We start from the raw sequence: 23,139 nt of genomic DNA, 5'->3' as shown, positions 1-23,139 counted from the left end.
GCCCGCGCCCTGCGCCCGCCGCGCTACGCCAGCCAGTCGTCCACGCCTGCCAGCAGCTTCGCCCTGACGTCCTCCGGCGCCGCCGAGGCCCGTACCGACTGGCGGGCCAGTTCCGCCAACTCCTCGTCCGTGAAGGCGTGGTGGCGGCGCGCGATGTCGTACTGCGCCGCCAGGCGTGAGCCGAACAGCAGCGGGTCGTCGGCGCCCAGGGCCATCGGCACCCCGGCCTCGAAGAGCGTCCGCAGCGGAACGTCCTCCGGCTTCTCGTACACGCCCAGCGCCACGTTCGACGCCGGACACACCTCGCAGGTCACGCCCCGGTCGGCGAGCCTCCTCAGCAGCCGTGGATCCTCGGCCGCCCGCACCCCGTGCCCCAGCCGGTTCGCGTCCAGGTCGTCCAGGCAGTCGCGGACGGACGAGGGGCCGGTCAACTCGCCGCCGTGCGGGGCGGACAGCAGCCCGCCCTCCCGGGCGATCGCGAAGGCCCGGTCGAAGTCCCTCGCCATGCCCCGGCGTTCGTCGTTGGACAGCCCGAAACCGACCACTCCCCGGTCCGCGTACCGCACGGCCAGCCGGGCCAGGGTGCGGGCGTCCAGCGGGTGCTTCATCCGGTTCGCCGCGACCAGCACCCGCATACCGAGCCCGGTGTCGCGCGAGGTGGTCTCCACCGCGTCCAGGATGATCTCCAGCGCCGGGATCAGCCCGCCCAGCCGGGGCGCGTACGAGGTCGGGTCCACCTGGATCTCCAGCCACCCCGAGCCGTCCTTCAGGTCCTCCTCCGCGGCCTCCCGCACCAGCCGCTGGATGTCCTCCGGCTCGCGGACGCAACTGCGCGCCGCGTCGTACAGGCGCTGGAAGCGGAACCAGCCCCGCTCGTCCGTGGCCCGCAGCCTGGGTGGTTCCCCGCTGGTCAGCGCCTCGTTCAGCGCGTCCGGCAGGTGCACGCCGTACTTGTCGGCCAGTTCCAGCACGGTGGTGGCCCGCATCGACCCGGTGAAGTGCAGGTGCAGATGGGCTTTCGGCAGCTCAGAGACATCACGTACACGCTCCATTCCAGGATCCTGCCGTACCTTCCGGTCGTCCCGGTAGCGCTTTCCCCGATCGTGGTCTTGCTCGCACAAAGCAACGGGCCGCCTCCCGGAGGGAGACGGCCCGCGGACTGCTCACGTGGGTGGTCCGAACTCAGTCCCTGGCCTCCGCCAGCAGCTTCTGGATACGGCTCACGCCCTCGACGAGGTCCTCGTCGCCCAGCGCGTACGACAGCCGCAGGTAGCCCGGCGTACCGAAGGCCTCACCCGGGACCACCGCGACCTCGGCCTCCTCCAGGATGAGGGCGGCCAGCTCGACCGAGTCCTGCGGACGCTTGCCGCGGATCTCCTTGCCGAGCAGCGCCTTCACCGAGGGGTACGCGTAGAACGCGCCCTCGGGCTCCGGGCAGAGGACGCCGTCGATCTCGTTCAGCATCCGCACGATCGTCTTGCGACGCCGGTCGAAGGCCTCGCGCATCTTCTCGACGGCCGACAGGTCACCGGAGACGGCGGCCAGCGCGGCGATCTGCGCCACGTTGGAGACGTTCGAGGTGGCGTGCGACTGGAGGTTCGTGGCGGCCTTGACGACGTCCTTCGGACCGATGATCCAGCCCACCCGCCAACCGGTCATGGCGTACGTCTTCGCGACGCCGTTGACCACGATGCACTTGTCGCGCAGCTCGGGGAGGATCCCCGGCAGCGAGGTGAACTTCGCGTCGCCGTAGACGAGGTGCTCGTAGATCTCGTCCGTCATCACCCACAGACCGTGCTCGACGGCCCAGCGGCCGATCGCCTCGGCGTCCTCGGCGTTGTAGACGGCGCCGGTGGGGTTGGACGGGGAGACGAAGAGCACGACCTTCGTGTTCTCCGTGCGGGCCGCCTCCAGCTGCTCGACCGAGACCCGGTAGCCGGTCGTCTCGTCGGCCACGACCTCCACCGGGACACCGCCGGCCAGCCGGATGGACTCGGGGTACGTGGTCCAGTACGGCGCCGGGACGATGACCTCGTCGCCCGGGTCGAGGATCGCGGCGAAGGCGTTGTAGATCGCCTGCTTGCCGCCGTTGGTGACCAGGATCTGCGAGGCGTCCACCTCGTAACCCGAATCACGCAGCGTCTTCGCGGCGATCGCGGCCTTCAGCTCGGGGAGACCACCGGCCGGCGTGTAGCGGTGGTACTTGGGGTTCTTGCAGGCCTCGACGGCCGCCTCGACGACATAGTCCGGGGTCGGGAAGTCGGGCTCGCCCGCGCCGAAGCCGATCACCGGACGTCCGGCGGCCTTCAGGGCCTTGGCCTTGGCGTCCACGGCAAGGGTGGCGGACTCGGAGATCGCGCCGACGCGGGCGGAGACCCGGCGCTCGGTGGGAGGGGTTGCAGCGCTCATGGCACCCATGGTTTCAGACCGGAAACCGCCCCGGCACACGGGTTTCACGGACTGGTCAGCCGACTGAACATCAGAGTGATTCCGATCAAGGCCGCTTTCCGTTCGACGAGGCGCTCAAGACCACGTACACTCACACGTCGTTGGCCTTCGACAGCCGCGCCCCAACAGGTGCACACCGAGCACCCGGTCGGATGCGGTACGTTGGGGAACACACAAAGGGTCGTAGCTCAATTGGTAGAGCACTGGTCTCCAAAACCAGCGGTTGGGGGTTCAAGTCCCTCCGGCCCTGCTACACACTCCGTCACCAGGATGTGTGCGCAGCGCATGTACGTCCAGCAATGCATCGCCGTGCGGCTCAGACCGGGCGCGGCACGGCCACGACCCGGGAACAGGTGAGGACGAATGGCGGATGCCGTGGGCTCCATCGACACGCCTGATGCCCAGGACGAGGTGCCTGAGGCGCAGAAGAAGACCCGCAAGGGCGGCAAGCGCGCCAAGAAGGGCCCGCTGAAGCGTCTCGCGCTCTTCTATCGCCAGATCGTCGCAGAGCTCCGCAAGGTCGTATGGCCCACGCGGAATCAGCTGACGACCTACACGACCGTGGTGATCGTCTTCGTCGTCATCATGATCGGCCTGGTGACCGTGATTGACTATGGACTCAGCCACGCCGCCAAATACGTTTTTGGCTGAGCCTAGAGCGAAGGGCGCCGAGGTATCCGGCGCCCCTTTCGCATGTTCCACCCCTATGTATCCAGGAAGAAGCAGCCACCGTGTCTGACCAGAACCTGAACGACGCCATCGAGCCGGAAGAGTCCGTGGACGACGAGCTCGACATCGTCGAGGGCGCGGACGAGGTGGACGAGTTCGAGGCTGCCGAGGCCGAAGCGGGCGAACCCGCGGAGGAAGCCGCACTCCACGTCGAGGACGAGGAAGCCGACGAGGACGTCGAGACCGAGGACGTCGTCGACGAGGCCGAGGAAGAAGAGCCGGCCGAGCCCGTCGACCCCGTTGTCGCCCTGCGCGAGGAGCTGCGCACCCTCCCCGGCGAGTGGTACGTCATCCACACGTACGCCGGCTACGAGAACCGCGTGAAGACCAACCTGGAGCAGCGCGCCGTCTCGCTCAACGTCGAGGACTACATCTTCGCGGCCGAGGTGCCGCAGGAAGAAGTCGTCCAGATCAAGAACGGCGACCGCAAGACCATCCGTCAGAACAAGCTCCCCGGCTACGTGCTGGTGCGCATGGACCTGACGAACGAGTCCTGGGGCGTCGTCCGCAACACCCCCGGCGTCACGGGCTTCGTGGGCAACGCGTACGACCCGTACCCGCTGACCCTGGACGAGATCGTCAAGATGCTCGCCCCGGAGGCCGAGGAGAAGGCCGCGCGTGAGGCCGCCGAGGCCGAGGGCAAGCCGGCTCCGTCCCGCAAGGTCGAGGTCCAGGTGCTGGACTTCGAGGTGGGCGACTCGGTCACCGTCACCGACGGCCCGTTCGCCACGCTCCAGGCCACGATCAACGAGATCAACGCCGACTCGAAGAAGGTCAAGGGCCTCGTCGAGATCTTCGGTCGCGAGACCCCGGTCGAGCTGAGCTTCGACCAGATCCAGAAGAACTGATCCTCCTCTGGAGCACAAGCCTCCGATCAGGTCAGACCACGCCCTCCCTGGGGGTACCTCCCGCTCGCGGGGGACGGTCTGACCTGCTCGGTTTTTGGCCGCGCATGGATACCCGTTATCGTTGTGCGGTATGCCTCCATCCGGATCATCCGGACCGGACGGCTGAAAACTCTCACTAGGACCCGGAGAGAGCAATGCCTCCCAAGAAGAAGAAGGTCACGGGGCTCATCAAGCTCCAGATCAACGCCGGCGCGGCCAACCCGGCCCCGCCGGTCGGCCCCGCGCTCGGCCAGCACGGCGTCAACATCATGGAGTTCTGCAAGGCCTACAACGCCGCGACCGAGTCGCAGCGTGGCTGGGTGATCCCGGTGGAGATCACGGTCTACGAGGACCGCTCCTTCACCTTCATCACCAAGACGCCGCCGGCCGCGAAGATGATCCTCAAGGCCGCTGGTGTCGAGAAGGGCTCTGGCGAGCCGCACAAGACCAAGGTCGCCAAGATCACCGAGGCGCAGGTCCGTGAGATCGCCACGACCAAGCTTCCCGACCTGAACGCCAACGACCTGGACGCCGCGTCGAAGATCATCGCCGGCACCGCCCGCTCCATGGGCATCACGGTCGAAGGCTGATCAGCAGCCCCGTAGCACCTTCGTAGCACCGTGGCAGGGCCTGCTCGGCCCATACCACGACTCCTCAAGACACACAGGAGCAGTAGTGAGCAAGCGCAGCAAGTCCCTCCGCGCTGCGGACGCCAAGATCGACCGGGAGAAGCTCTACGCCCCGCTCGAGGCCGTCCGCCTCGCCAAGGAGACCTCCACGAGCAAGTTCGACGGCACCGTCGAGGTCGCCTTCCGCCTGGGTGTAGACCCGCGCAAGGCCGACCAGATGGTCCGTGGCACCGTGAACCTGCCGCACGGCACCGGCAAGACCGCCCGGGTCCTGGTCTTCGCGACCGGTGACCGTGCTGCGGCCGCGGAGGCCGCGGGCGCCGACATCGTCGGCTCCGACGAACTGATCGACGAGGTCGCGAAGGGCCGTCTGGACTTCGACGCCGTCGTCGCCACCCCGGACCTCATGGGCAAGGTCGGCCGCCTCGGCCGCGTGCTCGGTCCGCGTGGTCTGATGCCGAACCCGAAGACCGGCACGGTCACCCCCGACGTGGCCAAGGCCGTCACGGAGATCAAGGGCGGCAAGATCGAGTTCCGCGTCGACAAGCACTCGAACCTGCACTTCATCATCGGCAAGTCGTCCTTCGACGACACCCAGCTGGTGGAGAACTACGGCGCGGCCCTGGAGGAGATCCTCCGTCTGAAGCCGTCCGCCGCCAAGGGTCGTTACATCAAGAAGGCCGCGATCAGCACCACGATCGGCCCCGGCATCCTGGTGGACCCGAACCGCACCCGGAACCTTCTCGTCGAGGAGGACCCGGCCGCGGTCTGAGCCTGACAGCTCACCCTCAGTCGGTGACGAGCCCCGCAACCTTTCGAGGTGCGGGGCTCGTCCCTTTTGCCGTACGTATCTTTTTCGTACGACTGTCAGTGCTGTGCGTTAGCGTTCAGTGACAGGAATCCATGGGGGTGGGACGAATGAAGTGCACGAACCTGCGCCGCGCGGGCCTCTCGATCGTCGCGGCGGCTCTGCTGACGGGGGTGACGGCCTGCGGCGGCTCCGGCGGCTCCGGTGACTCCGACGGTTCGGGCGGCTCCGGCGCCTCCGGGAAGGGTGGGGACGGCAGCCCCCGGCTCAGCCCCGTCGCGGCCCTGCTCACCGCCGAGAAGTCCACCGACGGTGCCGACTCCGCGAAGGTCGAGTCGACCACGACCATGGGCTCCGTGATGTCGATGACCGCCGACGGCGCTCTCGGCTGGGGGGACGGCCTCACCGGCACGCTCACCATCACGTACACCGGCGGCACCATGGCCGACACCATGCGCCAGATGGGCACCACGTCGATGGAGGCCCGCTACCTGCCCGACGCCTACTACGCGAGGATGGGCGACACCTTCGCGGAGCAGGCCGGCGGCAGGCACTGGATCAGATACGCGTACGACGACCTGGAGAGCCTCGGCGGCAGCTCCGGCGCGTATCTGAAGGACCAGATGCAGAACACCACCCCGAACCAGTCGGTGAAGCTGCTGCTGGCCTCCGGGGACGTGCGGGAGGTCGGCGAGGAGAAGGTGCGGGGGCAGCGGACCACGCACTACTCGGGCACGGTCGAGGTGGCGGACCTCGCCGAGAAGAACTCCAACCTCAGCCAGAGCCAGCTCGACGACCTGAGGAAGACGCTGGAGCAGGCCGGAGTCACCACCGAGACGGTCGACATCTGGGTCGACCACCGGGATCTGCTGGTCAAGAAGGTCGAGAAGGGCGAGACCACGGCGGGCGCCTACGCCCAGACCGCGTACTACAGCGACTACGGAACCGAGGTCTCCGCCGAGGTGCCTCCGGCGAGCGACACGGCGGACTTCTCGGAGCTGGTGAAGCAGCAGGGGGCGGCCGGCTCGTAAATCACGGGACCTCTACCGATCCCCTGGGATACCTTCACGGTCTTGCTGTGAACCGACCATGTGTTCGCTGTATCGGCTTCTGGGGGAAGTTGGATGAGGTCTTCCGTGGGTGTCCTCGGGCTGTCCGCGCTGCTCGTCGCGGGGTGTGGGGCGGCGGGCGGCACGGAGAGCGGGGGCGACTCCGCGGCCGCGGCCGCCGTCACCCGGGCCGCGGAGAAGGCGGAGGAGGCCGTGTCCCTGCGTTACCGCATGACCGGTCGGACGCCGGAGGAGGGCCGTATCACGGCCGAGGCGGCGATCGGCGTCGAGCCGCCGGCCATGAGCCTGAAGTCCACCGTGCTCAGCGGGCCCGACCAGGGCACGGGTGAGTTCCGGCTGGTCGGCGGGGTGCTGTACGTGGGCACCGACGAAGCCGACGAGAACGGCAGGCACTGGATCAAGTTCGGGGCGCCGGGCAGCTCCGACACCCCCAGCGGGGTCAAGGTCGACACCGGCACGATGGTGGACCGGGTCCGGGACAACCCCTCCCACGAGAGCGGCTTCCTCGCCGCGGCCGAGGACCTGAAGAAGGCCGGCTCCGAGACCGTCGACGGCGTCCGCACCACCCACTACACGGGCACGGCCGGAGTCGACGACATCCGCGCCTCCTACAAGGACGAGGACAAGAGCGTCCGGCAGCGGACCGAGAAGAGCCTCGCCCAGTACGAGAAGCAGGGCGTGGACGAACTCACCATGGACCTGTGGGTCGACGCCGAGGACCGTACGCGGCAGCTGCGGGTGCAGGGCTTCGGGCGGCACGGGGAGCTCGACCTCACCCTCACGTTCCGCGACTTCGGCAAGCCCGTGACCGTGAAGGTGCCGGCCGCCTCGGACACCCTGGACATGGCGGAGGAGCTGAAGAAGGCCCGCGACTGAGGTCCGTACCGGCCCCGTACGGGCGGATTTGCTTGACGGCGCCCCGTTCACGTAGGCTCCTCGAGAAGCCAAAGACCGCTGGTCGTTGCCGTGCTCTCGCAAGAGGGGGCGGTGGCCGAAGGATCCGCTGCAATGCGGACGACCCGCGCAGGTGTCAGTGGATACGCTCCCGGACCGAAATCCTTCCACGGAATTCGTGCGGTCGAGCTACGCCCCGTGCGCCTGCGCCGGGGCGTTTCGTTTGTCCCAGCCCCTTCTGAGCGGTCCTCATCACCCGGAAGGAGGCCGACGCTCTATGGCAAGGCCCGACAAGGCTGCCGCGGTAGCCGAGCTCGCGGACCAGTTCCGCAGCTCGAACGCCGCTGTGCTGACCGAGTACCGGGGTCTCACCGTGGCGCAGCTCAAGACGCTGCGTCGTTCGCTCGGTGAAGACGCCCAGTACGCCGTGGTGAAGAACACGCTGACCAAGATCGCGGCCAACGAGGCCGGGATCTCGACGCTCGACGACCTGTTCAACGGTCCGACGGCGGTTGCCTTCATCACTGGTGACCCGGTGACGTCGGCGAAGGGTCTTCGTGACTTCGCCAAGGACAACCCGAACCTCGTCATCAAGGGCGGTGTCCTTGACGGTAAGGCGCTGTCCGCCGACGAGATCAAGAAGCTTGCGGACCTCGAGTCCCGCGAGGTTCTGCTCGCCAAGCTGGCGGGCGCCATGAAGGGCAAGCAGTCCCAGGCTGCCTCGCTCTTCCAGGCGCTTCCGTCGAAGTTCGTCCGCACCGCGGAGGCGCTTCGGGTCAAGCTGGCCGAGCAGGGCGGTGCCGAGTAACTCGGCTCGCACTTTGATCGCTGCATGACGCAGCGGTCGACGCGGGCCGAACGTACGCCCGCCGACATGTACATCCGGCACCTGCCGAATTGAATGGAAGGATCGCCCACCATGGCGACGAAGCTGTCCCAGGAAGAGCTGCTCGCGCAGTTCGAGAACCTCACCCTCATCGAGCTCTCCGAGTTCGTGAAGGCGTTCGAGGAGAAGTTCGACGTCACCGCCGCCGCCGCGGTCGCCGCTGCCCCGGCCGGCCCGGCCGCCGCCGCTGAGGTTGCCGAGGAGCAGGACGAGTTCGACGTCATCCTCACCGGCGCCGGCGAGAAGAAGATCCAGGTCATCAAGGTCGTGCGTGAGCTGACCTCCCTGGGTCTGAAGGAGGCCAAGGACCTCGTCGACGGCGCTCCGAAGCCCGTCCTCGAGAAGGTCGCCAAGGAGGCCGCTGAGAAGGCCGCCGAGTCCCTCAAGGGCGCCGGCGCCTCCGTCGAGGTCAAGTAACACCTCCCGGTCGGCGACGACCGGACGCGAAGGCTGAATCAGTCCCTCCGGGGCTGTAACGCTCACGCACCGAAGAGCGATCATCCATCTGGGTGGTCGCTCTTCGGCGTTCCTGGGAGCGTGACCACGGTTGCCTTGCACCTGCTTGACCGGGGGGTATGGTGATCTTCATCGTGTCTCCAGCGCCCGAGTTCGCGCAGGGGGGCCTTGACGAACCGCACGCAGCGCGCAATTCTCAGGACGCGTCGTCACAAGGATCCGAATCCGAGGCATGGATCGACGGCGAAGAGGGCAGTATCACCGTGCGTTGAGGGCTAGCAGACCGAGGGCGTTGAGAACTACGAGGGTCTCCAGAAACCCGCACTGGACATCAGTGTGCCAAGTGGCTACACTGACCCTTTGCGCTGCCTGTTAGCTGTTCCCTGCCCGTCACCAGGGGCATGCCCTCACTTGAGCCGGACGACCAGACAATCCCCCACCTGGGATTTCTGTCTCTGTGCGCAGGATGAGGAGCCGGTACGCGCGTAGTGAGTCCGAGCCCTCGGAAGGACCCCCTCTTGGCCGCCTCGCGCAACGCCTCGATCGCGAATACGAACAACGCCGCCAGCACCGCCCCGCTGCGCATCTCCTTTGCAAAGATCAGGGAGCCCCTCGAGGTTCCGAACCTTCTCGCGCTGCAAACCGAGAGCTTTGACTGGCTGCTCGGCAACGACGCCTGGAAGGGTCGCGTCGAGGCCGCCCTGGAGTCCGGTCAGGACGTCCCCACCAAGTCCGGGCTGGAGGAGATCTTCGAGGAGATCTCTCCGATCGAGGACTTCTCCGGGTCGATGTCGCTGACCTTCCGCGACCACCGTTTCGAGCCTCCGAAGAACAGCATCGACGAGTGCAAGGACCGCGACTTCACGTACGCGGCCCCGCTCTTCGTGACGGCCGAGTTCACCAACAACGAGACCGGCGAGATCAAGTCCCAGACGGTCTTCATGGGCGACTTCCCGCTCATGACCAACAAGGGCACCTTCGTCATCAACGGCACCGAGCGTGTCGTCGTGTCGCAGCTGGTCCGTTCGCCGGGTGTCTACTTCGACTCCTCGATCGACAAGACGTCCGACAAGGACATCTTCTCCGCCAAGGTCATCCCGTCCCGGGGTGCCTGGCTGGAGCTCGAGATCGACAAGCGCGACATGGTCGGTGTGCGTATCGACCGCAAGCGCAAGCAGTCGGTCACCGTCCTTCTGAAGGCTCTCGGCTGGACCACCGAGCAGATCCTCGAGGAGTTCGGCGAGTACGAGTCCATGCGCGCCACCCTGGAGAAGGACCACACCCAGGGCCAGGACGACGCGCTGCTGGACATCTACCGCAAGCTGCGTCCGGGCGAGCCGCCCACGCGTGAGGCCGCGCAGACGTTGCTCGAGAACCTCTACTTCAACCCCAAGCGCTACGACCTGGCCAAGGTCGGCCGCTACAAGGTCAACAAGAAGCTCGGTGGCGAGGCCCCGCTCAACGCGGGTGTCCTGACCGTCGAGGACGTCATCGCGACGATCAAGTACCTGGTGAAGCTGCACGCCGGGGAGACCGAGACGGTCGGCGAGTCCGGTCGCTCGATCATGGTCGAGACCGACGACATCGACCACTTCGGCAACCGTCGTATCCGCAGCGTCGGCGAGCTCATCCAGAACCAGGTCCGTACGGGTCTGGCTCGTATGGAGCGCGTCGTGCGTGAGCGCATGACGACCCAGGACGTCGAGGCGATCACGCCGCAGACCCTGATCAACATCCGGCCGGTCGTCGCCTCCATCAAGGAGTTCTTCGGCACCAGCCAGCTGTCGCAGTTCATGGACCAGAACAACCCGCTGTCGGGTCTGACGCACAAGCGTCGTCTCAACGCCCTCGGCCCGGGTGGTCTGTCCCGTGAGCGGGCCGGCTTCGAGGTCCGTGACGTGCACCCGTCCCACTACGGACGCATGTGCCCGATCGAGACCCCCGAAGGCCCGAACATCGGTCTGATCGGTTCGCTCGCCTCCTACGGCCGCGTCAACGCGTTCGGTTTCGTCGAGACGCCGTACCGCCGGGTCACCGACGGTGTCGTCACCGACGAGGTCGACTACCTGACGGCCGACGAAGAGGACCGGTTCGTCATCGCGCAGGCCAACGCCACGCTCGACGACGACCTGCGCTTCACCGAGAACCGCGTCCTGGTCCGCCGCCGTGGCGGCGAGGTCGACTACGTCCCCGGTGACGACGTGGACTACATGGATGTCTCGCCGCGCCAGATGGTGTCGGTCGCGACCGCCATGATCCCGTTCCTCGAGCACGACGACGCCAACCGTGCCCTCATGGGCGCGAACATGATGCGTCAGGCCGTGCCGCTCATCAAGAGCGAGGCCCCGCTCGTCGGCACCGGCATGGAGTACCGCTCCGCCGTCGACGCCGGCGACGTGGTCAAGGCCGAGAAGGACGGTGTGGTCCAGGAGGTCTCCGCGGACTACATCACCACGACCAACGACGACGGCACGTACATCACGTACCGCCTGGCCAAGTTCTCCCGGTCCAACCAGGGCACCTCGGTCAACCAGAAGGTCATCGTCAACGAGGGCGACCGGATCATCACCGGTCAGGTCCTCGCCGACGGCCCGGCCACCGAGAACGGCGAGATGGCCCTGGGCAAGAACCTGCTCGTGGCGTTCATGCCGTGGGAGGGCCACAACTACGAGGACGCGATCATCCTGTCGCAGCGCCTCGTGCAGGACGACGTCCTCTCCTCGATCCACATCGAGGAGCACGAGGTCGACGCCCGTGACACCAAGCTCGGCCCGGAGGAGATCACCCGGGACATCCCGAACGTCTCCGAAGAGGTCCTCGCCGACCTCGACGAGCGCGGCATCATCCGTATCGGTGCCGAGGTCGTCGCCGGTGACATCCTCGTCGGCAAGGTCACGCCCAAGGGTGAGACCGAGCTGACCCCGGAGGAGCGCCTGCTGCGCGCCATCTTCGGTGAGAAGGCCCGTGAGGTCCGTGACACCTCGCTGAAGGTGCCGCACGGCGAGATCGGCAAGGTCATCGGCGTCCGCGTCTTCGACCGTGAGGAAGGCGACGAGCTGCCGCCGGGCGTGAACCAGCTGGTTCGGGTCTACGTGGCGCAGAAGCGCAAGATCACGGACGGTGACAAGCTCGCCGGCCGTCACGGCAACAAGGGTGTCATCTCCAAGATCCTGCCCATCGAGGACATGCCGTTCCTCGAGGACGGGACCCCGGTCGACATCATCCTCAACCCGCTGGGTGTGCCGTCCCGAATGAACCCGGGACAGGTGCTGGAGATCCACCTCGGCTGGCTCGCCAGCCGCGGCTGGGACGTCTCCGGTCTCGGTGAGGACTGGGCGCAGCGGCTCCAGGGCATCGGCGCCGACCAGGTCGCCCCGGGTACCAACGTGGCCACCCCGGTCTTCGACGGTGCGCGTGAGGACGAGCTCGCGGGCCTGCTGAACCACACGATTCCGAACCGCGACGGCGAGCGCATGGTGCTCCCGACCGGTAAGGCGCGGATGTTCGACGGCCGTAGCGGTGAGCCGTTCCCGGACCCGATCTCGGTCGGCTACATGTACATCCTGAAGCTGCACCACCTGGTCGACGACAAGCTGCACGCTCGTTCGACCGGTCCGTACTCGATGATCACCCAGCAGCCGCTGGGTGGTAAGGCGCAGTTCGGCGGTCAGCGCTTCGGTGAGATGGAGGTGTGGGCGCTGGAGGCTTATGGCGCCGCGTACGCCCTCCAGGAGCTGCTGACGATCAAGTCCGACGACGTCACCGGCCGCGTGAAGGTCTACGAGGCCATCGTCAAGGGCGAGAACATCCCCGAGCCTGGCATCCCCGAGTCCTTCAAGGTGCTCATCAAGGAGATGCAGTCTCTCTGCCTGAACGTGGAGGTGCTGTCCAGTGACGGTATGTCCATCGAGATGCGCGACACCGACGAGGATGTCTTCCGCGCTGCGGAGGAGCTCGGCATCGACCTGTCCCGGCGTGAGCCGAGCAGCGTCGAAGAGGTCTGACGGGAGTTCGGCAGGGCTCACGACGTTGAGCCCTGCCGGCCCCGGGACCCCCGTATCAGACCCTAAGACTTACAACCCTGAGAGGGATTGACGCATAGTGCTCGACGTCAACTTCTTCGACGAGCTCCGGATCGGTCTGGCTACCGCTGACGACATCCGTCAGTGGAGCCACGGCGAGGTCAAGAAGCCCGAGACCATCAACTACCGCACGCTCAAGCCCGAAAAGGACGGACTCTTCTGCGAGAAGATCTTCGGTCCGACCCGGGACTGGGAGTGCTACTGCGGCAAGTACAAGCGTGTCCGCTTCAAGGGCATCATCTGTGAGCGCTGCGGCGTCGAGGTGACCCGCGCCAAGGTGCGTCGTGAGCGGATGGGCCACATCGAGCTCGCCGCTCCCGTGACGCACATCTGGTACTTCAAGGGTGTCCCGAGCCGTCTGGGCTACCTGCTCGACCTGGCTCCCAAGGACCTCGAGAAGGTCATCTACTTCGCGGCGTACATGATCACGTACGTCGACGACGAGCGCCGGACGCGTGACCTGCCCTCGCTGGAGGCGCACGTCTCCGTCGAGCGTCAGCAGATCGAGAACCGTCGCGACGCCGACCTCGAGGCCCGTGCCAAGAAGCTCGAGACCGACCTGGCCGAGCTCGAGGCCGAGGGTGCCAAGGCCGACGTGCGCCGCAAGGTGCGCGAAGGCGCCGAGCGGGAGATGAAGCAGCTGCGCGACCGCGCCCAGCGCGAGATCGACCGTCTCGACGAGGTGTGGGCCCGCTTCAAGAACCTCAAGGTCCAGGACCTCGAGGGCGACGAGCTGCTCTACCGCGAGCTGCGTGACCGCTTCGGCACGTACTTCGACGGTTCGATGGGTGCCGCGGCGCTGCAGAAGCGCCTGGAGTCCTTCGACCTCGACGAGGAGGCCGAGCGTCTCCGCGAGATCATCCGTACCGGCAAGGGCCAGAAGAAGACCCGTGCGCTCAAGCGCCTGAAGGTCGTCTCCGCGTTCCTGCAGACCAGCAACAGCCCCAAGGGAATGGTGCTGGACTGCGTGCCGGTCATCCCGCCGGACCTTCGCCCGATGGTGCAGCTGGACGGTGGCCGCTTCGCGACCTCCGACCTGAACGACCTGTACCGCCGTGTGATCAACCGGAACAACCGCCTGAAGCGGCTTCTCGACCTCGGCGCGCCCGAGATCATCGTGAACAACGAGAAGCGCATGCTCCAGGAGGCCGTCGACGCCCTCTTCGACAACGGTCGTCGTGGTCGCCCGGTCACCGGTCCCGGTAACCGCCCGCTGAAGTCCCTCAGCGACATGCTGAAGGGCAAGCAGGGTCGATTCCGTCAGAACCTGCTCGGCAAGCGTGTGGACTACTCCGCGCGTTCCGTGATCGTCGTCGGTCCGCAGCTGAAGCTGCACCAGTGCGGTCTGCCGAAGGCGATGGCGCTGGAGCTCTTCAAGCCGTTCGTGATGAAGCGCCTGGTCGACCTGAACCACGCGCAGAACATCAAGAGCGCGAAGCGCATGGTGGAGCGCGGCCGCACGGTCGTGTACGACGTCCTCGAAGAGGTCATCGCCGAGCACCCGGTTCTGCTGAACCGTGCGCCCACCCTGCACCGCCTCGGCATCCAGGCCTTCGAGCCGCAGCTGGTCGAGGGCAAGGCCATCCAGATCCACCCGCTCGTCTGCACCGCGTTCAACGCGGACTTCGACGGTGACCAGATGGCCGTCCACCTGCCGCTCTCCGCGGAGGCGCAGGCCGAGGCCCGCATCCTGATGCTGTCCTCGAACAACATCCTGAAGCCCGCCGACGGCCGTCCGGTGACGATGCCGACCCAGGACATGGTCCTCGGTCTGTTCTTCCTCACCACCGACGGCGAGCTGCGTGACACCAAGGGCGAGGGCCGCGCGTTCGGCTCCACGGCCGAGGCGATCATGGCGTTCGACGCCGGTGAGCTCGCGCTGCAGTCGGCGATCGACATCCGCTTCCCGGTGGGCACCATCCCGCCGCGCGGCTGGACCCCGCCGGCCCGCGAAGAGGGCGAGCCGGAGTGGCAGCAGGGTGACACCTTCCGCCTGCGGACGACCCTGGGCCGCGCGCTCTTCAACGAGCTGCTGCCCGAGGACTACCCGTTCGTCGACTACTCGGTGGGCAAGAAGCAGCTCGGCGAGATCGTCAACGACCTCGCGGAGCGCTACCCCAAGGTCATCGTGGCGGCGACGCTCGACAACCTGAAGGCGGCCGGCTTCTACTGGGGCACCCGCTCCGGTGTCACCGTGGCCATCTCCGACGTCGTCGTCCCCGAGGCGAAGAAGGCCATCGTCGCGGGCTACGAGGCGCTGGACGAGAAGGTCCAGAAGCAGTACGAGCGCGGTCTGATCACCAAGGAAGAGCGCACGCAGGAGCTCATCGCGATCTGGACCAAGGCGACCAACGAGGTCGCCGAGGCGATGAACGCGAACTTCCCCAAGACGAACCCCATCTTCATGATGGTTGACTCGGGTGCCCGAGGAAACATGATGCAGATGCGGCAGATCGCCGGTATGCGTGGTCTGGTGTCGAACGCGAAGAACGAGACCATCCCGCGTCCGATCAAGGCGTCCTTCCGTGAGGGCCTGTCCGTGCTGGAGTACTTCATCTCCACGCACGGTGCCCGTAAGGGTCTGGCGGACACCGCCCTGCGTACCGCCGACTCGGGTTACCTGACCCGTCGTCTGGTGGACGTCTCGCAGGACGTCATCATCCGCGAGGAGGACTGTGGCACCGAGCGCGGTCTGAAGCTGCGGATCGCCTCGCACGACGAGGCCGGCGTGCTGCGCAAGGCCGAGGACGTCGAGACCAGCGTCTACGCCCGCATGCTCGCCGAGGACGTCGTCATCGACGGCAAGGTGATCGCGCCGGCCAACGTGGACCTGGGCGACGTGCTCATCGACCAGCTCGTGCGCCACGGTGTCGAGGAGGTCAAGACCCGCTCGATCCTGACCTGTGAGTCCCAGGTCGGCACCTGCGCCATGTGCTACGGCCGCTCGCTGGCCACCGGCAAGCTGGTCGACATCGGTGAGGCGGTCGGCATCATCGCCGCCCAGTCCATCGGTGAGCCCGGTACCCAGCTGACGATGCGTACCTTCCACACCGGTGGTGTGGCCGGTGACGACATCACCCAGGGTCTGCCGCGTGTCGTCGAGCTCTTCGAGGCCCGTACCCCGAAGGGTGTCGCCCCGATCTCCGAGGCCCAGGGCCGCGTGCGGATCGAGGAGACCGAGAAGACCAAGAAGATCGTCATCACGCCGGACGACGGCAGCGACGAGACGGCGTTCCCGATCTCGAAGCGCGCCCGTCTCCTGGTCAGCGAGGGCGAGCACGTCGAGGTGGGCCAGAAGCTCACCGTGGGTGCCACCAACCCGCACGACGTACTGCGCATCCTGGGTCAGCGTGCCGTCCAGGTCCACCTGGTCGGCGAGGTCCAGAAGGTGTACAACTCGCAGGGTGTGTCGATCCACGACAAGCACATCGAGATCATCATCCGGCAGATGCTGCGCCGGGTGACGATCATCGAGTCCGGCGACGCCGAGCTGCTGCCCGGCGAGCTCGTCGAGCGCTCGAAGTTCGAGGTCGAGAACCGTCGTGTGGTGCAGGAGGGCGGTCACCCGGCCTCCGGTCGTCCACAGCTCATGGGTATCACCAAGGCCTCGCTGGCCACGGAGTCCTGGCTGTCGGCGGCGTCCTTCCAGGAGACGACCAGGGTGTTGACGGACGCGGCGATCAACGCCAAGTCCGACTCCCTGATCGGCCTCAAGGAGAACGTCATCATCGGTAAGCTCATCCCGGCCGGTACGGGTCTGTCCCGCTACCGCAACATCCGGGTCGAGCCGACCGAGGAGGCCAAGGCCGCGATGTACTCGGCCGTCGGCTACGACGACATCGACTACTCGCCGTTCGGCACGGGCTCCGGCCAGGCCGTTCCGCTGGAGGACTACGACTACGGTCCGTACAACCAGTAAGGCGTACGTCTGAAGTACTGAAGGGCGGTCACCCCGTTGCGTACGGGGTGGCCGCCCTTCGGCATGCCCGGGGACGGGCGCTAGCGGCCGGTCAGCTCCCAGGCGGTGACGGCGACCGTCGCGAGGGCGGCCAGGGCGCCGATGCTGGCGAGCGGCCAGCGGGAGCGTTCCAGGGCGTCGAGGCGCTGTTCGTGGTCGGCGATCTGTTTGTCGGTCTGGTCGCTGCGCTGGACCAGCAGGGCGAGCGAGCCGTCGACGCGGGCGAAGCCGGCCTCGACGGTGCCGCGCAGCCGCTCCAGTTCCAGGGCCACGGCGGCCGGGTCGGAGAAGGGTTCGTTCACGCGTCGCTCTTTTCGCTGGGCCTTCCGCCGGCCGGGATGTCCGTGCGCAGCCACGAGGGCAGCAGGGTCTGCACGGCGGGCAGGGCCATGACCCTGGTCACGCCGGCGGCGGCGGTGAGCGCCGCGGCGGCCCAGGGCAGGGTGCCGGGGATGCCGGCGGCGTCGACGACCGTCGGCAGCAGGACACACAGCCCGACAGCGGTCTGGAGAACGGTACGGAGGGTGCGCTTGGCGGCCTCTGACATCGGGAGCCTCGATTCTCAGGAGCTGTGGGGGACCTTCAGCGCCGCCCAGGACTTGGCGCCCGGCCAGCCGTCGGCGGAGGAGCCGGTGTAGCCGAGCTTGCGCTGCCACTTGGCGTAGGAGAGCCGGTCGGCTTCGGTCCACTGCGGGCCGGGGCCGGAGGTGTAGGCGGAGCAGCCGACGGCGACCAGGCGCTTGCCCAGCGCGGTGACGATCGCCGACTTCGGGTTCTTCCGGAACCAGGCGGCGCCGGGGAAGGGTTGGTACTGCGGCTTGCTCGTGCCGGTGCCGGTGCCGGTGCCGGTGCCGGTGCCGGTGCTCGGGGCGGTCGGCTTGCCCAGCCGGGTCGCGACCCTGGCGCGGAAGTCGGCCATGGTGAAGCCGCGCGGGTCGATCTTCGTGCTGGTCCACTCCTTGTGGCCGATCACGGAGGCGGCCGACCAGCCGTGCGCTCGGCACAGCGCGGCCGAGGCGCGGACCATGGCTTCCAGCTGGACCGCCGGCCAGGGGTCCTTGCCGTCGCCGAGGTTGACGCACTCGAAGCCGTAGAAGTGGACGTTGCCGTCGGTGTCTCTCTCGTTCGGCGCGGGAAGTGCCTTCTCGGCGATGACGGCCTTCAGGACATCGCCGTCGCCGCTGCCCGCGTGGTTGGCGCGGCCGTTGCCGACGAGGTGGACCGTGCCGTCCTTGGCGATCACGCCGTGGCACAGGGGGCCGGGCAGGGCGGAGTGGCCGTCGAAGCACAGGCTCACGCTGTTGCCGGTTCCGGAGGTGACGGTGTGGTGCACGATCACTCCGTTGACCGGACCCCAACTGCCCTTGTGGTTGCGGTTGTTGGTGCGCCAGCCGGAGTGCTCGACGACGGTGACGCCCTCGGCCCGCAGTGCGGACACGAGGGCGTCGGCGGAGAGGGGGTTGGCCATGGTGGTGCCTCCCTGGGGAGTGTTCGGGCATGAGAAAACCCCGGCCGGCGGGGGAGCGGCTCGGGGCGGCGGGGGTGGTTCCTTGTGCCGGTGCGGTGGCCTCAGACCATGGCGGGGTCGCCGTCGGTGCTGGTGCTGGTGCTGGTGTCGGCGTCGGTGGGGGTGCCGGTGCCTGTCTCGGCGGCCGTGTCGGCGGCGGTCTCGGGATCGGCCTCGGTGTCCGGGGTGGTGCCGTCACCGTCCTCGGTGCCGGCGTCCGGCTGCCAGCGGGCGCACAGGGCGACGTAGGCCGTCGCGCTGGTCGCGAAGTCGGTCAGGGCCTCGGCGACCGCTCGCCGGACGGCCGTCGGGTCGGGGACGACCGGGTCCGTGCCGACGGGCATGATCGTGATGCGGCCGGTGCCGCGCAGGACCGCGCCGCCCTCGCCGGTCTCGGTGAACTGGGCCGTGACGTTGACCGGCGAGTAGGTCCCGCTGATCGAGTCGGGGCCGATGATCGAGCTGAGGCTGGTGTCGGAGACGTTGACGTGGATCGTGTGGCCGCTCTCGGTGAGGGTGGCCCGGCCCGCGTAGTCGATCGCGAGGCCCCAGGGCTGGGTGGGGTCGATGTCCATGGACGCGCTGCCTTCCTGTGGTGTCGGGGATCAGCTCTGGCGGCCGTGCATGAGGACCGGGGTGGCGTGGACGGTGCCGGAGGCGCTGGTGACGATGGCCTGGATCTCCACCTTGACCGTGGTGGTGTACACGGAGGAGAAGGTGGCGCTGATCAGGTCGGTGTAGTCGAACTCGGTGCCCGCGGCGACCGTGGGACCCCACTGGGCGCTGTTCACCAGCACCCGGACCTGGCCGGCCGCGCCGGAACTGGCCGCGGTGCTCAGCCGCAGCCGCATCTTCGGCTGCCAGACCGGGTTGTACGACAGTGCGATCGTCGTCCAGGCCGTCGAGGCGGTCTGCGGCCAGCGTGCCGTCGCCGAGTCCTGCGGGGGCAGCATGGCCAGCCAGGGCCGGGCCAGGCCGCCGCTGTTGACGTCGTCGGAGAAGATCTCCCGGTTGCCGTTGTCGTAGATCCGCAGCGGCTGGAGCGAGTTGGCGCTGCCGTCCCCGTTGAACAGGGTCATGGCGAGGCTGCCGGTCTGGCGGTGGATCTCCAGGCCGTACTCGGCGTCCTTCCACGAGCCGACCCGGAACATCGTGTCGGTGCTGCCGGGCCGCTGGACGAGCAAGGTGCCGCCGTCGGTGACCTTCAGGGTGCCGTCCTTGATCTCCACCTCGCCGCCGGTGATCGTGTTGAGGGCGGGGCGGGTGTTGACGGCGGTGGACAGCTGCTGGATGCGGCGTTCCATCTGGGTGAGCCGGTCGATGATGTCTTCGGGGAGCTGGGGCATCAGGCGTCCTCCAGGTAGAGCTCGGCGGTGTCGGGGCGGCCGCGCTGGGCCGGGCTGACCTTGACGCCGATGATCCGGTAGCGGGCGTCCAGGCCCTCGGTCCACCACTCGTCGGTGATCCGGAGGCGGACGGTGCGGCCCAGCAGCGCGGACGGCACCAGGTCGTCGAGGCGGACGCTGATCTCGGGGATCACCACGGCGCCGGTGCCCTCGGCGAGTTCGGCGTTGGCCAGGGACCGCAGGATCGTCGTGCTCGCGATGTCGTTGTGGTCCGAGGCGAGGTCGACCCGCGGATAGCCGACCTTGATCAGGTCTTCGCCGTCGGGGATGTCGGCGTCGGCGAACAGCGGACGGGACTCGACGGCCTGGTTGGTGTTGTCCGTGGCGCCGCGGGCGCGGGCGGTGGTCCCGCCGCGGGTGGCGTCGCGGGGGAAGGTGTACGACAGGATCGTGCCGGGCCGGTCCATCACCAGGTCGGTGCTGCCGGTGGTGATCTTCGGGCTGCCCAGCCGCAGCCGGCGGACCCGGGTGCCGGTGACCGGGTCGCGGTAGACGGCGATGTAGTGCTCGAATCCGTTCTCCAGGGCGGCCAGGGCGTCGATCGCCTCCAGGTAGACGGTCTCGTCGCCGTCGCGGTACGACACCGCGCGCGTCACCCCGGAGAGCTCCTGCCCGAAGGTGACGCCGATGTCGCCGCCGGTCGGCGGCGGAGGCGTGCCGTCGTCGACGAGCTCGCCGGTCTGGAGGTGGCGCCACAGCCGTCGCGCCACCTCCAGCTGGTCGTTGCTCCCGGAGAACGTGAGGTCCTGGCGGATACGGCGGCGGCCGGCGTACGACTCGAAGGTGGCCGCCTGGATGCCGAGGGTGAGTACGCCCCGGTCGTCGCTCTGCAGGGTGGACGTCCAGATGATGCCGCCCCACCACAGGTCGTTGCCGCGCTGGAGGTAGACCGCGGTGCGGCCCTCCTCGATGCGGCGGACGCGGGCGGCCACCTGCGCGTTGGGGACGGGGACGGTGCCGGAGAGAGATCCGGCCTTGCCGATGTAGTCGTCGACGGTGACGTCCCGCAGGGGCAGGATGTCGATGGTGTCGTCGGTGCGCAGATCGCAGAAGATCGCGCGGTAGGGGGTGGTGGTCGTGGACATACGGCGGTCAGCTCCCAGGGCCGGGTCGGTCGGCGCTCACAGCACGAAGCAGGCGGAGAAGCGCAGGACATTGCCGACCTGGATGACACCGCTGGTCGACCAGGTGATCAGCTGGACCGACCCGTCGGCGGCGATCCGGACGGCGCCGTCGGCGTAGCCGTCGCTGGCGGACGCGTAGCTCTCGACGACCGGCCGCCAGCCGGCCGGGAGGGTGCAGATCAGCTCGTCGCCGACGTTGCCCGGGTTGGTGGTGCCGGCGGCCGTCGCGGTGAGGGCGCTGGTGAGGCGGGTGAGTCCGACGGTGAACGAGCACACGCCGCGCGTGCGGCGGGCACCGAACCACGACAGCGACCAGTTGCCCTGGGCGGTGACCCCGGTGTTGGTCGTCTCCACGACGAGCGGCGGCTGGTAGTCGGCCCAGGCGGTGCCGGACCAGCGCTGGATCACGCCGCCCAGGTCCCGGTACTGGCCGGGGTAGGCGCCGTTGGAGGTGTCCGTGGTCACCGGGAGGATGCCGCCGACGCCGACCGTGGCGGTGCGGCGGCCGAGCAGCGCCGAGGCCCAGGCGATGCCGCCGGTGCCCGCGCTCGCGTTGGCCGGCACGGTGACCTCGTACAGCGGAAGCGACAGGCCGGGCGCCGCCGGTACCGTCGGGGCCGCGGCCGGGGTGCCCGGGACGATCTCCACGACGGCCTCGGTGCGGCCCAGGCCGTCGTAGGCGTCGTCGTAGATCCGCAGGACGAGCAGGTCGATGCGGGTGTACTGGGCGTTGCCGTCCGCGAACGTCACGGGCAGGTACTCGGTGAGGGCGACCGGGTAGGCGCCCCTGGCGTCGGTGCTCTGGAGCACGGCACGGCCGGGGCTGACCGTGGCGGACATGCTGTTCGCCGTGCCGGTGAGCGTGAAGCCGGAGATGCGGGAGGCGCCGTCGGAGGAGCCCGGCAGGACACCGGAGCGGGTGGCGACGGGCGAGGTGGGGGTCAGGGCGCCGAGCGAGACGAGGCGGGTGTCCTCACGGGACTGGCCGTCGGGGGAGAGCCATCCGGAGCGCACGGGCATGGTCGACTCCTTTCGGGAGAACGGGCGGGAGCGGGAGGCTGGTTCAGGCGATCGGGTCGACGCGCAGGAACATGTTGTCGAACGCGCAGGTGAAGCTCGCGTTGCTCGACCGGTGCATCGCGGTGACGGTGTAGGTCGAGCCGGCGGTGAGGGAGTTCAGGCGCAGCTGGGTCGACGTCGACTTGGACACGGCGCCCGAACCGGACGCGGCCCGCTCGTCGTCCGCCGCCCAGATCACCGTGGAGCCCAGCGTGACCTGCGGGGACATGTGCGCCTGCGCGGTCTCGCCGCCCGAGGACATCCGGGCGCCCAGGCCGATGATCACGGAGCCGGACGGCGGAGCGGTGAAGCTCAGCGTGAGCGCCGTGACGGTGGTGGAGGCGAGCGCGGCCGTGTACGTCGTCGAGGCGGTGGTCCCGGCGTCCAGCGACTGCACGAAGGCGGGCCCCGCGACGGCCGGCTGCCAGGCGCTGCCGTTCCAGCGCTGGAGCTGGCCGAGCGAGGAGTCGCGATACTGGCCGACATAGCCGCCGGTGGTCAGCACCCCGGCCGGTACGAGCCCGCCGACGCCCTTGGGGTAGGGCACCCAGGCCGTGGAACTCCAGCGCTGGAGCGTGTCGTTGATGTCCCGGTAGTGGCCGGGGTAGCCGCCGGGAGCGGTGTCGTCGGAGCGGGTCGGCAGGATGCCGCCGAGCGGGACGGTGGTGGGGCGCAGATCGACGCGGGCGTTGTCCCAGTCGATTCCACCGCTGCCCGCCCCGGCGTTCTTGGCCACGGCGACGGTGAACAGCACGAGGGAGGCGTCCGGGGCGGCGGGGGCGACCGGGGTGGCGGCAGCGGTGCCCTTGACGATCTCGACGGCGGCCTCGGTGCGGTCGGAGCCGTCGTAGTCGTCGTCGTAGATCCGCAGGACGACGAGGTCGACGCGGCCGAACTGGGGGTCGCCGGCGTCGAAGGTGAGCGGGACCGGTTCGGTGACGGCGACCGGGTAGGCGCCGCGGGCGACGGACGTCTGGATGACGGCGCGGCCGACCCCGACGGTGGCGGTCATGCCTCCGGTGGTGCCGCTCAGCCAGAGACCGGTGACCCGGTACAGGCCGTTCTCGGAGCCGGGCAGGACCCCGGAGCGTCCCTTGATGTCGGTGACCGGGGTGACCGCCCCGATCTGGGTGACCCGGGTGTCCTCCCGGGTCTGGCCGTCGGCCGACAGCCAGGCGGAACGTACGGTCATGGGG

Annotated in this window: 20 protein-coding genes and 1 tRNA gene; 11 read left to right on the top strand and 10 right to left on the bottom strand. The window is 68.4% G+C overall.

The annotated features are described in order from the left end of the window. Positions 1–23: 23 nt before the first annotated feature. Positions 24–1,052 carry an adenosine deaminase gene (locus OHU34_RS17495; RefSeq protein WP_405767101.1) on the bottom strand — a complete coding sequence of 343 codons (1,029 nt, stop codon included), beginning with the start codon at positions 1,050–1,052 and terminating at the stop codon, positions 24–26. A 130-nt stretch (positions 1,053–1,182) separates the two neighbouring features. Beyond that, a complete protein-coding gene (locus OHU34_RS17490; RefSeq protein WP_054238894.1) occupies positions 1,183–2,409 on the bottom strand; it encodes a pyridoxal phosphate-dependent aminotransferase in 1,227 nt (408 codons plus the stop codon). A 216-nt stretch (positions 2,410–2,625) separates the two neighbouring features. On the opposite strand from OHU34_RS17490, the gene OHU34_RS17485 reads away from it, so the two are divergent. From OHU34_RS17485 to OHU34_RS17435, 11 genes are all read left to right on the top strand, one after another. Further along, positions 2,626–2,698 (top strand) — tRNA-Trp (locus tag OHU34_RS17485). Between the two features lie 113 nt (positions 2,699–2,811). Continuing rightward, on the top strand, positions 2,812–3,099 hold the full coding sequence (gene secE, locus OHU34_RS17480; RefSeq protein ID WP_020132677.1) for a preprotein translocase subunit SecE: 288 nt from the start codon (positions 2,812–2,814) through the stop codon (positions 3,097–3,099). A gap of 80 nt (positions 3,100–3,179) precedes the next feature. After that, positions 3,180–4,025 (top strand): transcription termination/antitermination protein NusG, encoded by an 846-nt coding sequence (nusG, locus tag OHU34_RS17475; protein ID WP_020132676.1) that lies wholly within the window; start codon positions 3,180–3,182, stop codon positions 4,023–4,025. Between the two features lie 194 nt (positions 4,026–4,219). Further along, a complete protein-coding gene (gene rplK / locus OHU34_RS17470) occupies positions 4,220–4,654 on the top strand; it encodes a 50S ribosomal protein L11 (RefSeq protein ID WP_020132675.1) in 435 nt (144 codons plus the stop codon). Between the two features lie 85 nt (positions 4,655–4,739). Then, the gene (gene rplA / locus OHU34_RS17465) at positions 4,740–5,465 is read left to right on the top strand and encodes a 50S ribosomal protein L1 (RefSeq protein ID WP_020132674.1); all 726 of its coding nucleotides are present in this window, start codon (positions 4,740–4,742) and stop codon (positions 5,463–5,465) included. Between the two features lie 146 nt (positions 5,466–5,611). Further along, positions 5,612–6,532: a hypothetical protein gene (locus tag OHU34_RS17460; protein WP_405767098.1), complete on the top strand. Its 921-nt coding sequence runs from the start codon at positions 5,612–5,614 to the stop codon at positions 6,530–6,532. A 93-nt stretch (positions 6,533–6,625) separates the two neighbouring features. After that, positions 6,626–7,447 carry an LppX_LprAFG lipoprotein gene (locus tag OHU34_RS17455; RefSeq protein ID WP_405767095.1) on the top strand — a complete coding sequence of 274 codons (822 nt, stop codon included), beginning with the start codon at positions 6,626–6,628 and terminating at the stop codon, positions 7,445–7,447. A 295-nt stretch (positions 7,448–7,742) separates the two neighbouring features. Continuing rightward, positions 7,743–8,273 carry a 50S ribosomal protein L10 gene (gene rplJ / locus OHU34_RS17450; protein WP_020132671.1) on the top strand — a complete coding sequence of 177 codons (531 nt, stop codon included), beginning with the start codon at positions 7,743–7,745 and terminating at the stop codon, positions 8,271–8,273. Positions 8,274–8,384: 111 nt separating this feature from the next. Continuing rightward, positions 8,385–8,768 (top strand): 50S ribosomal protein L7/L12, encoded by a 384-nt coding sequence (rplL, locus tag OHU34_RS17445; RefSeq protein WP_405767091.1) that lies wholly within the window; start codon positions 8,385–8,387, stop codon positions 8,766–8,768. A gap of 557 nt (positions 8,769–9,325) precedes the next feature. Then, positions 9,326–12,811, top strand: coding sequence for a DNA-directed RNA polymerase subunit beta (gene rpoB, locus OHU34_RS17440; RefSeq protein ID WP_020132669.1), 3,486 nt, complete (start codon positions 9,326–9,328; stop codon positions 12,809–12,811). A 97-nt stretch (positions 12,812–12,908) separates the two neighbouring features. Then, positions 12,909–16,808: a DNA-directed RNA polymerase subunit beta' gene (locus tag OHU34_RS17435; protein ID WP_020132668.1), complete on the top strand. Its 3,900-nt coding sequence runs from the start codon at positions 12,909–12,911 to the stop codon at positions 16,806–16,808. A gap of 80 nt (positions 16,809–16,888) precedes the next feature. Here OHU34_RS17435 and OHU34_RS17430 read toward each other — a convergent pair whose 3' ends face one another. The 8 genes from OHU34_RS17430 to OHU34_RS17395 all read right to left on the bottom strand — a co-directional run bounded on the left by OHU34_RS17430 (position 16,889) and on the right by OHU34_RS17395 (position 23,135). Further along, on the bottom strand, positions 16,889–17,149 hold the full coding sequence (locus OHU34_RS17430) for a hypothetical protein (RefSeq protein ID WP_054238759.1): 261 nt from the start codon (positions 17,147–17,149) through the stop codon (positions 16,889–16,891). Beyond that, positions 17,146–17,394, bottom strand: a complete 249-nt coding sequence (locus tag OHU34_RS17425) for a hypothetical protein (protein ID WP_405767089.1) — start codon at positions 17,392–17,394, stop codon at positions 17,146–17,148. Before OHU34_RS17425 ends, OHU34_RS17430 begins: the two co-directional genes overlap by 4 nt. A 15-nt stretch (positions 17,395–17,409) precedes the next feature. Further along, a complete protein-coding gene (locus tag OHU34_RS17420) occupies positions 17,410–18,315 on the bottom strand; it encodes a peptidoglycan-binding protein (protein WP_405767086.1) in 906 nt (301 codons plus the stop codon). A 101-nt stretch (positions 18,316–18,416) separates the two neighbouring features. Further along, complete coding sequence (locus OHU34_RS17415) at positions 18,417–18,929, bottom strand: ATP-binding protein (protein WP_405767083.1); 513 nt, start codon at positions 18,927–18,929, stop codon at positions 18,417–18,419. Positions 18,930–18,959: 30 nt separating this feature from the next. After that, entirely contained in the window at positions 18,960–19,700 is a 741-nt protein-coding gene (locus OHU34_RS17410) for a hypothetical protein (RefSeq protein WP_142265722.1), read from the bottom strand. Continuing rightward, a complete protein-coding gene (locus OHU34_RS17405; RefSeq protein WP_142265723.1) occupies positions 19,700–20,845 on the bottom strand; it encodes a hypothetical protein in 1,146 nt (381 codons plus the stop codon). The genes OHU34_RS17410 and OHU34_RS17405 overlap by 1 nt, the downstream gene beginning before the upstream one ends. A gap of 36 nt (positions 20,846–20,881) precedes the next feature. Beyond that, entirely contained in the window at positions 20,882–21,904 is a 1,023-nt protein-coding gene (locus OHU34_RS17400) for a hypothetical protein (RefSeq protein ID WP_142265724.1), read from the bottom strand. A 43-nt stretch (positions 21,905–21,947) separates the two neighbouring features. Continuing rightward, positions 21,948–23,135 carry a hypothetical protein gene (locus tag OHU34_RS17395; RefSeq protein WP_142265725.1) on the bottom strand — a complete coding sequence of 396 codons (1,188 nt, stop codon included), beginning with the start codon at positions 23,133–23,135 and terminating at the stop codon, positions 21,948–21,950. Positions 23,136–23,139 lie beyond the last annotated feature (4 nt).

This window comes from Streptomyces sp. NBC_00080, from assembly GCF_045041255.1.
Lineage (GTDB): Bacteria > Actinomycetota > Actinomycetes > Streptomycetales > Streptomycetaceae > Streptomyces > Streptomyces coriariae.
Note: the sequence above shows the minus strand (reverse complement) of the source record. Positions and strands in the feature narration are given on the sequence as shown.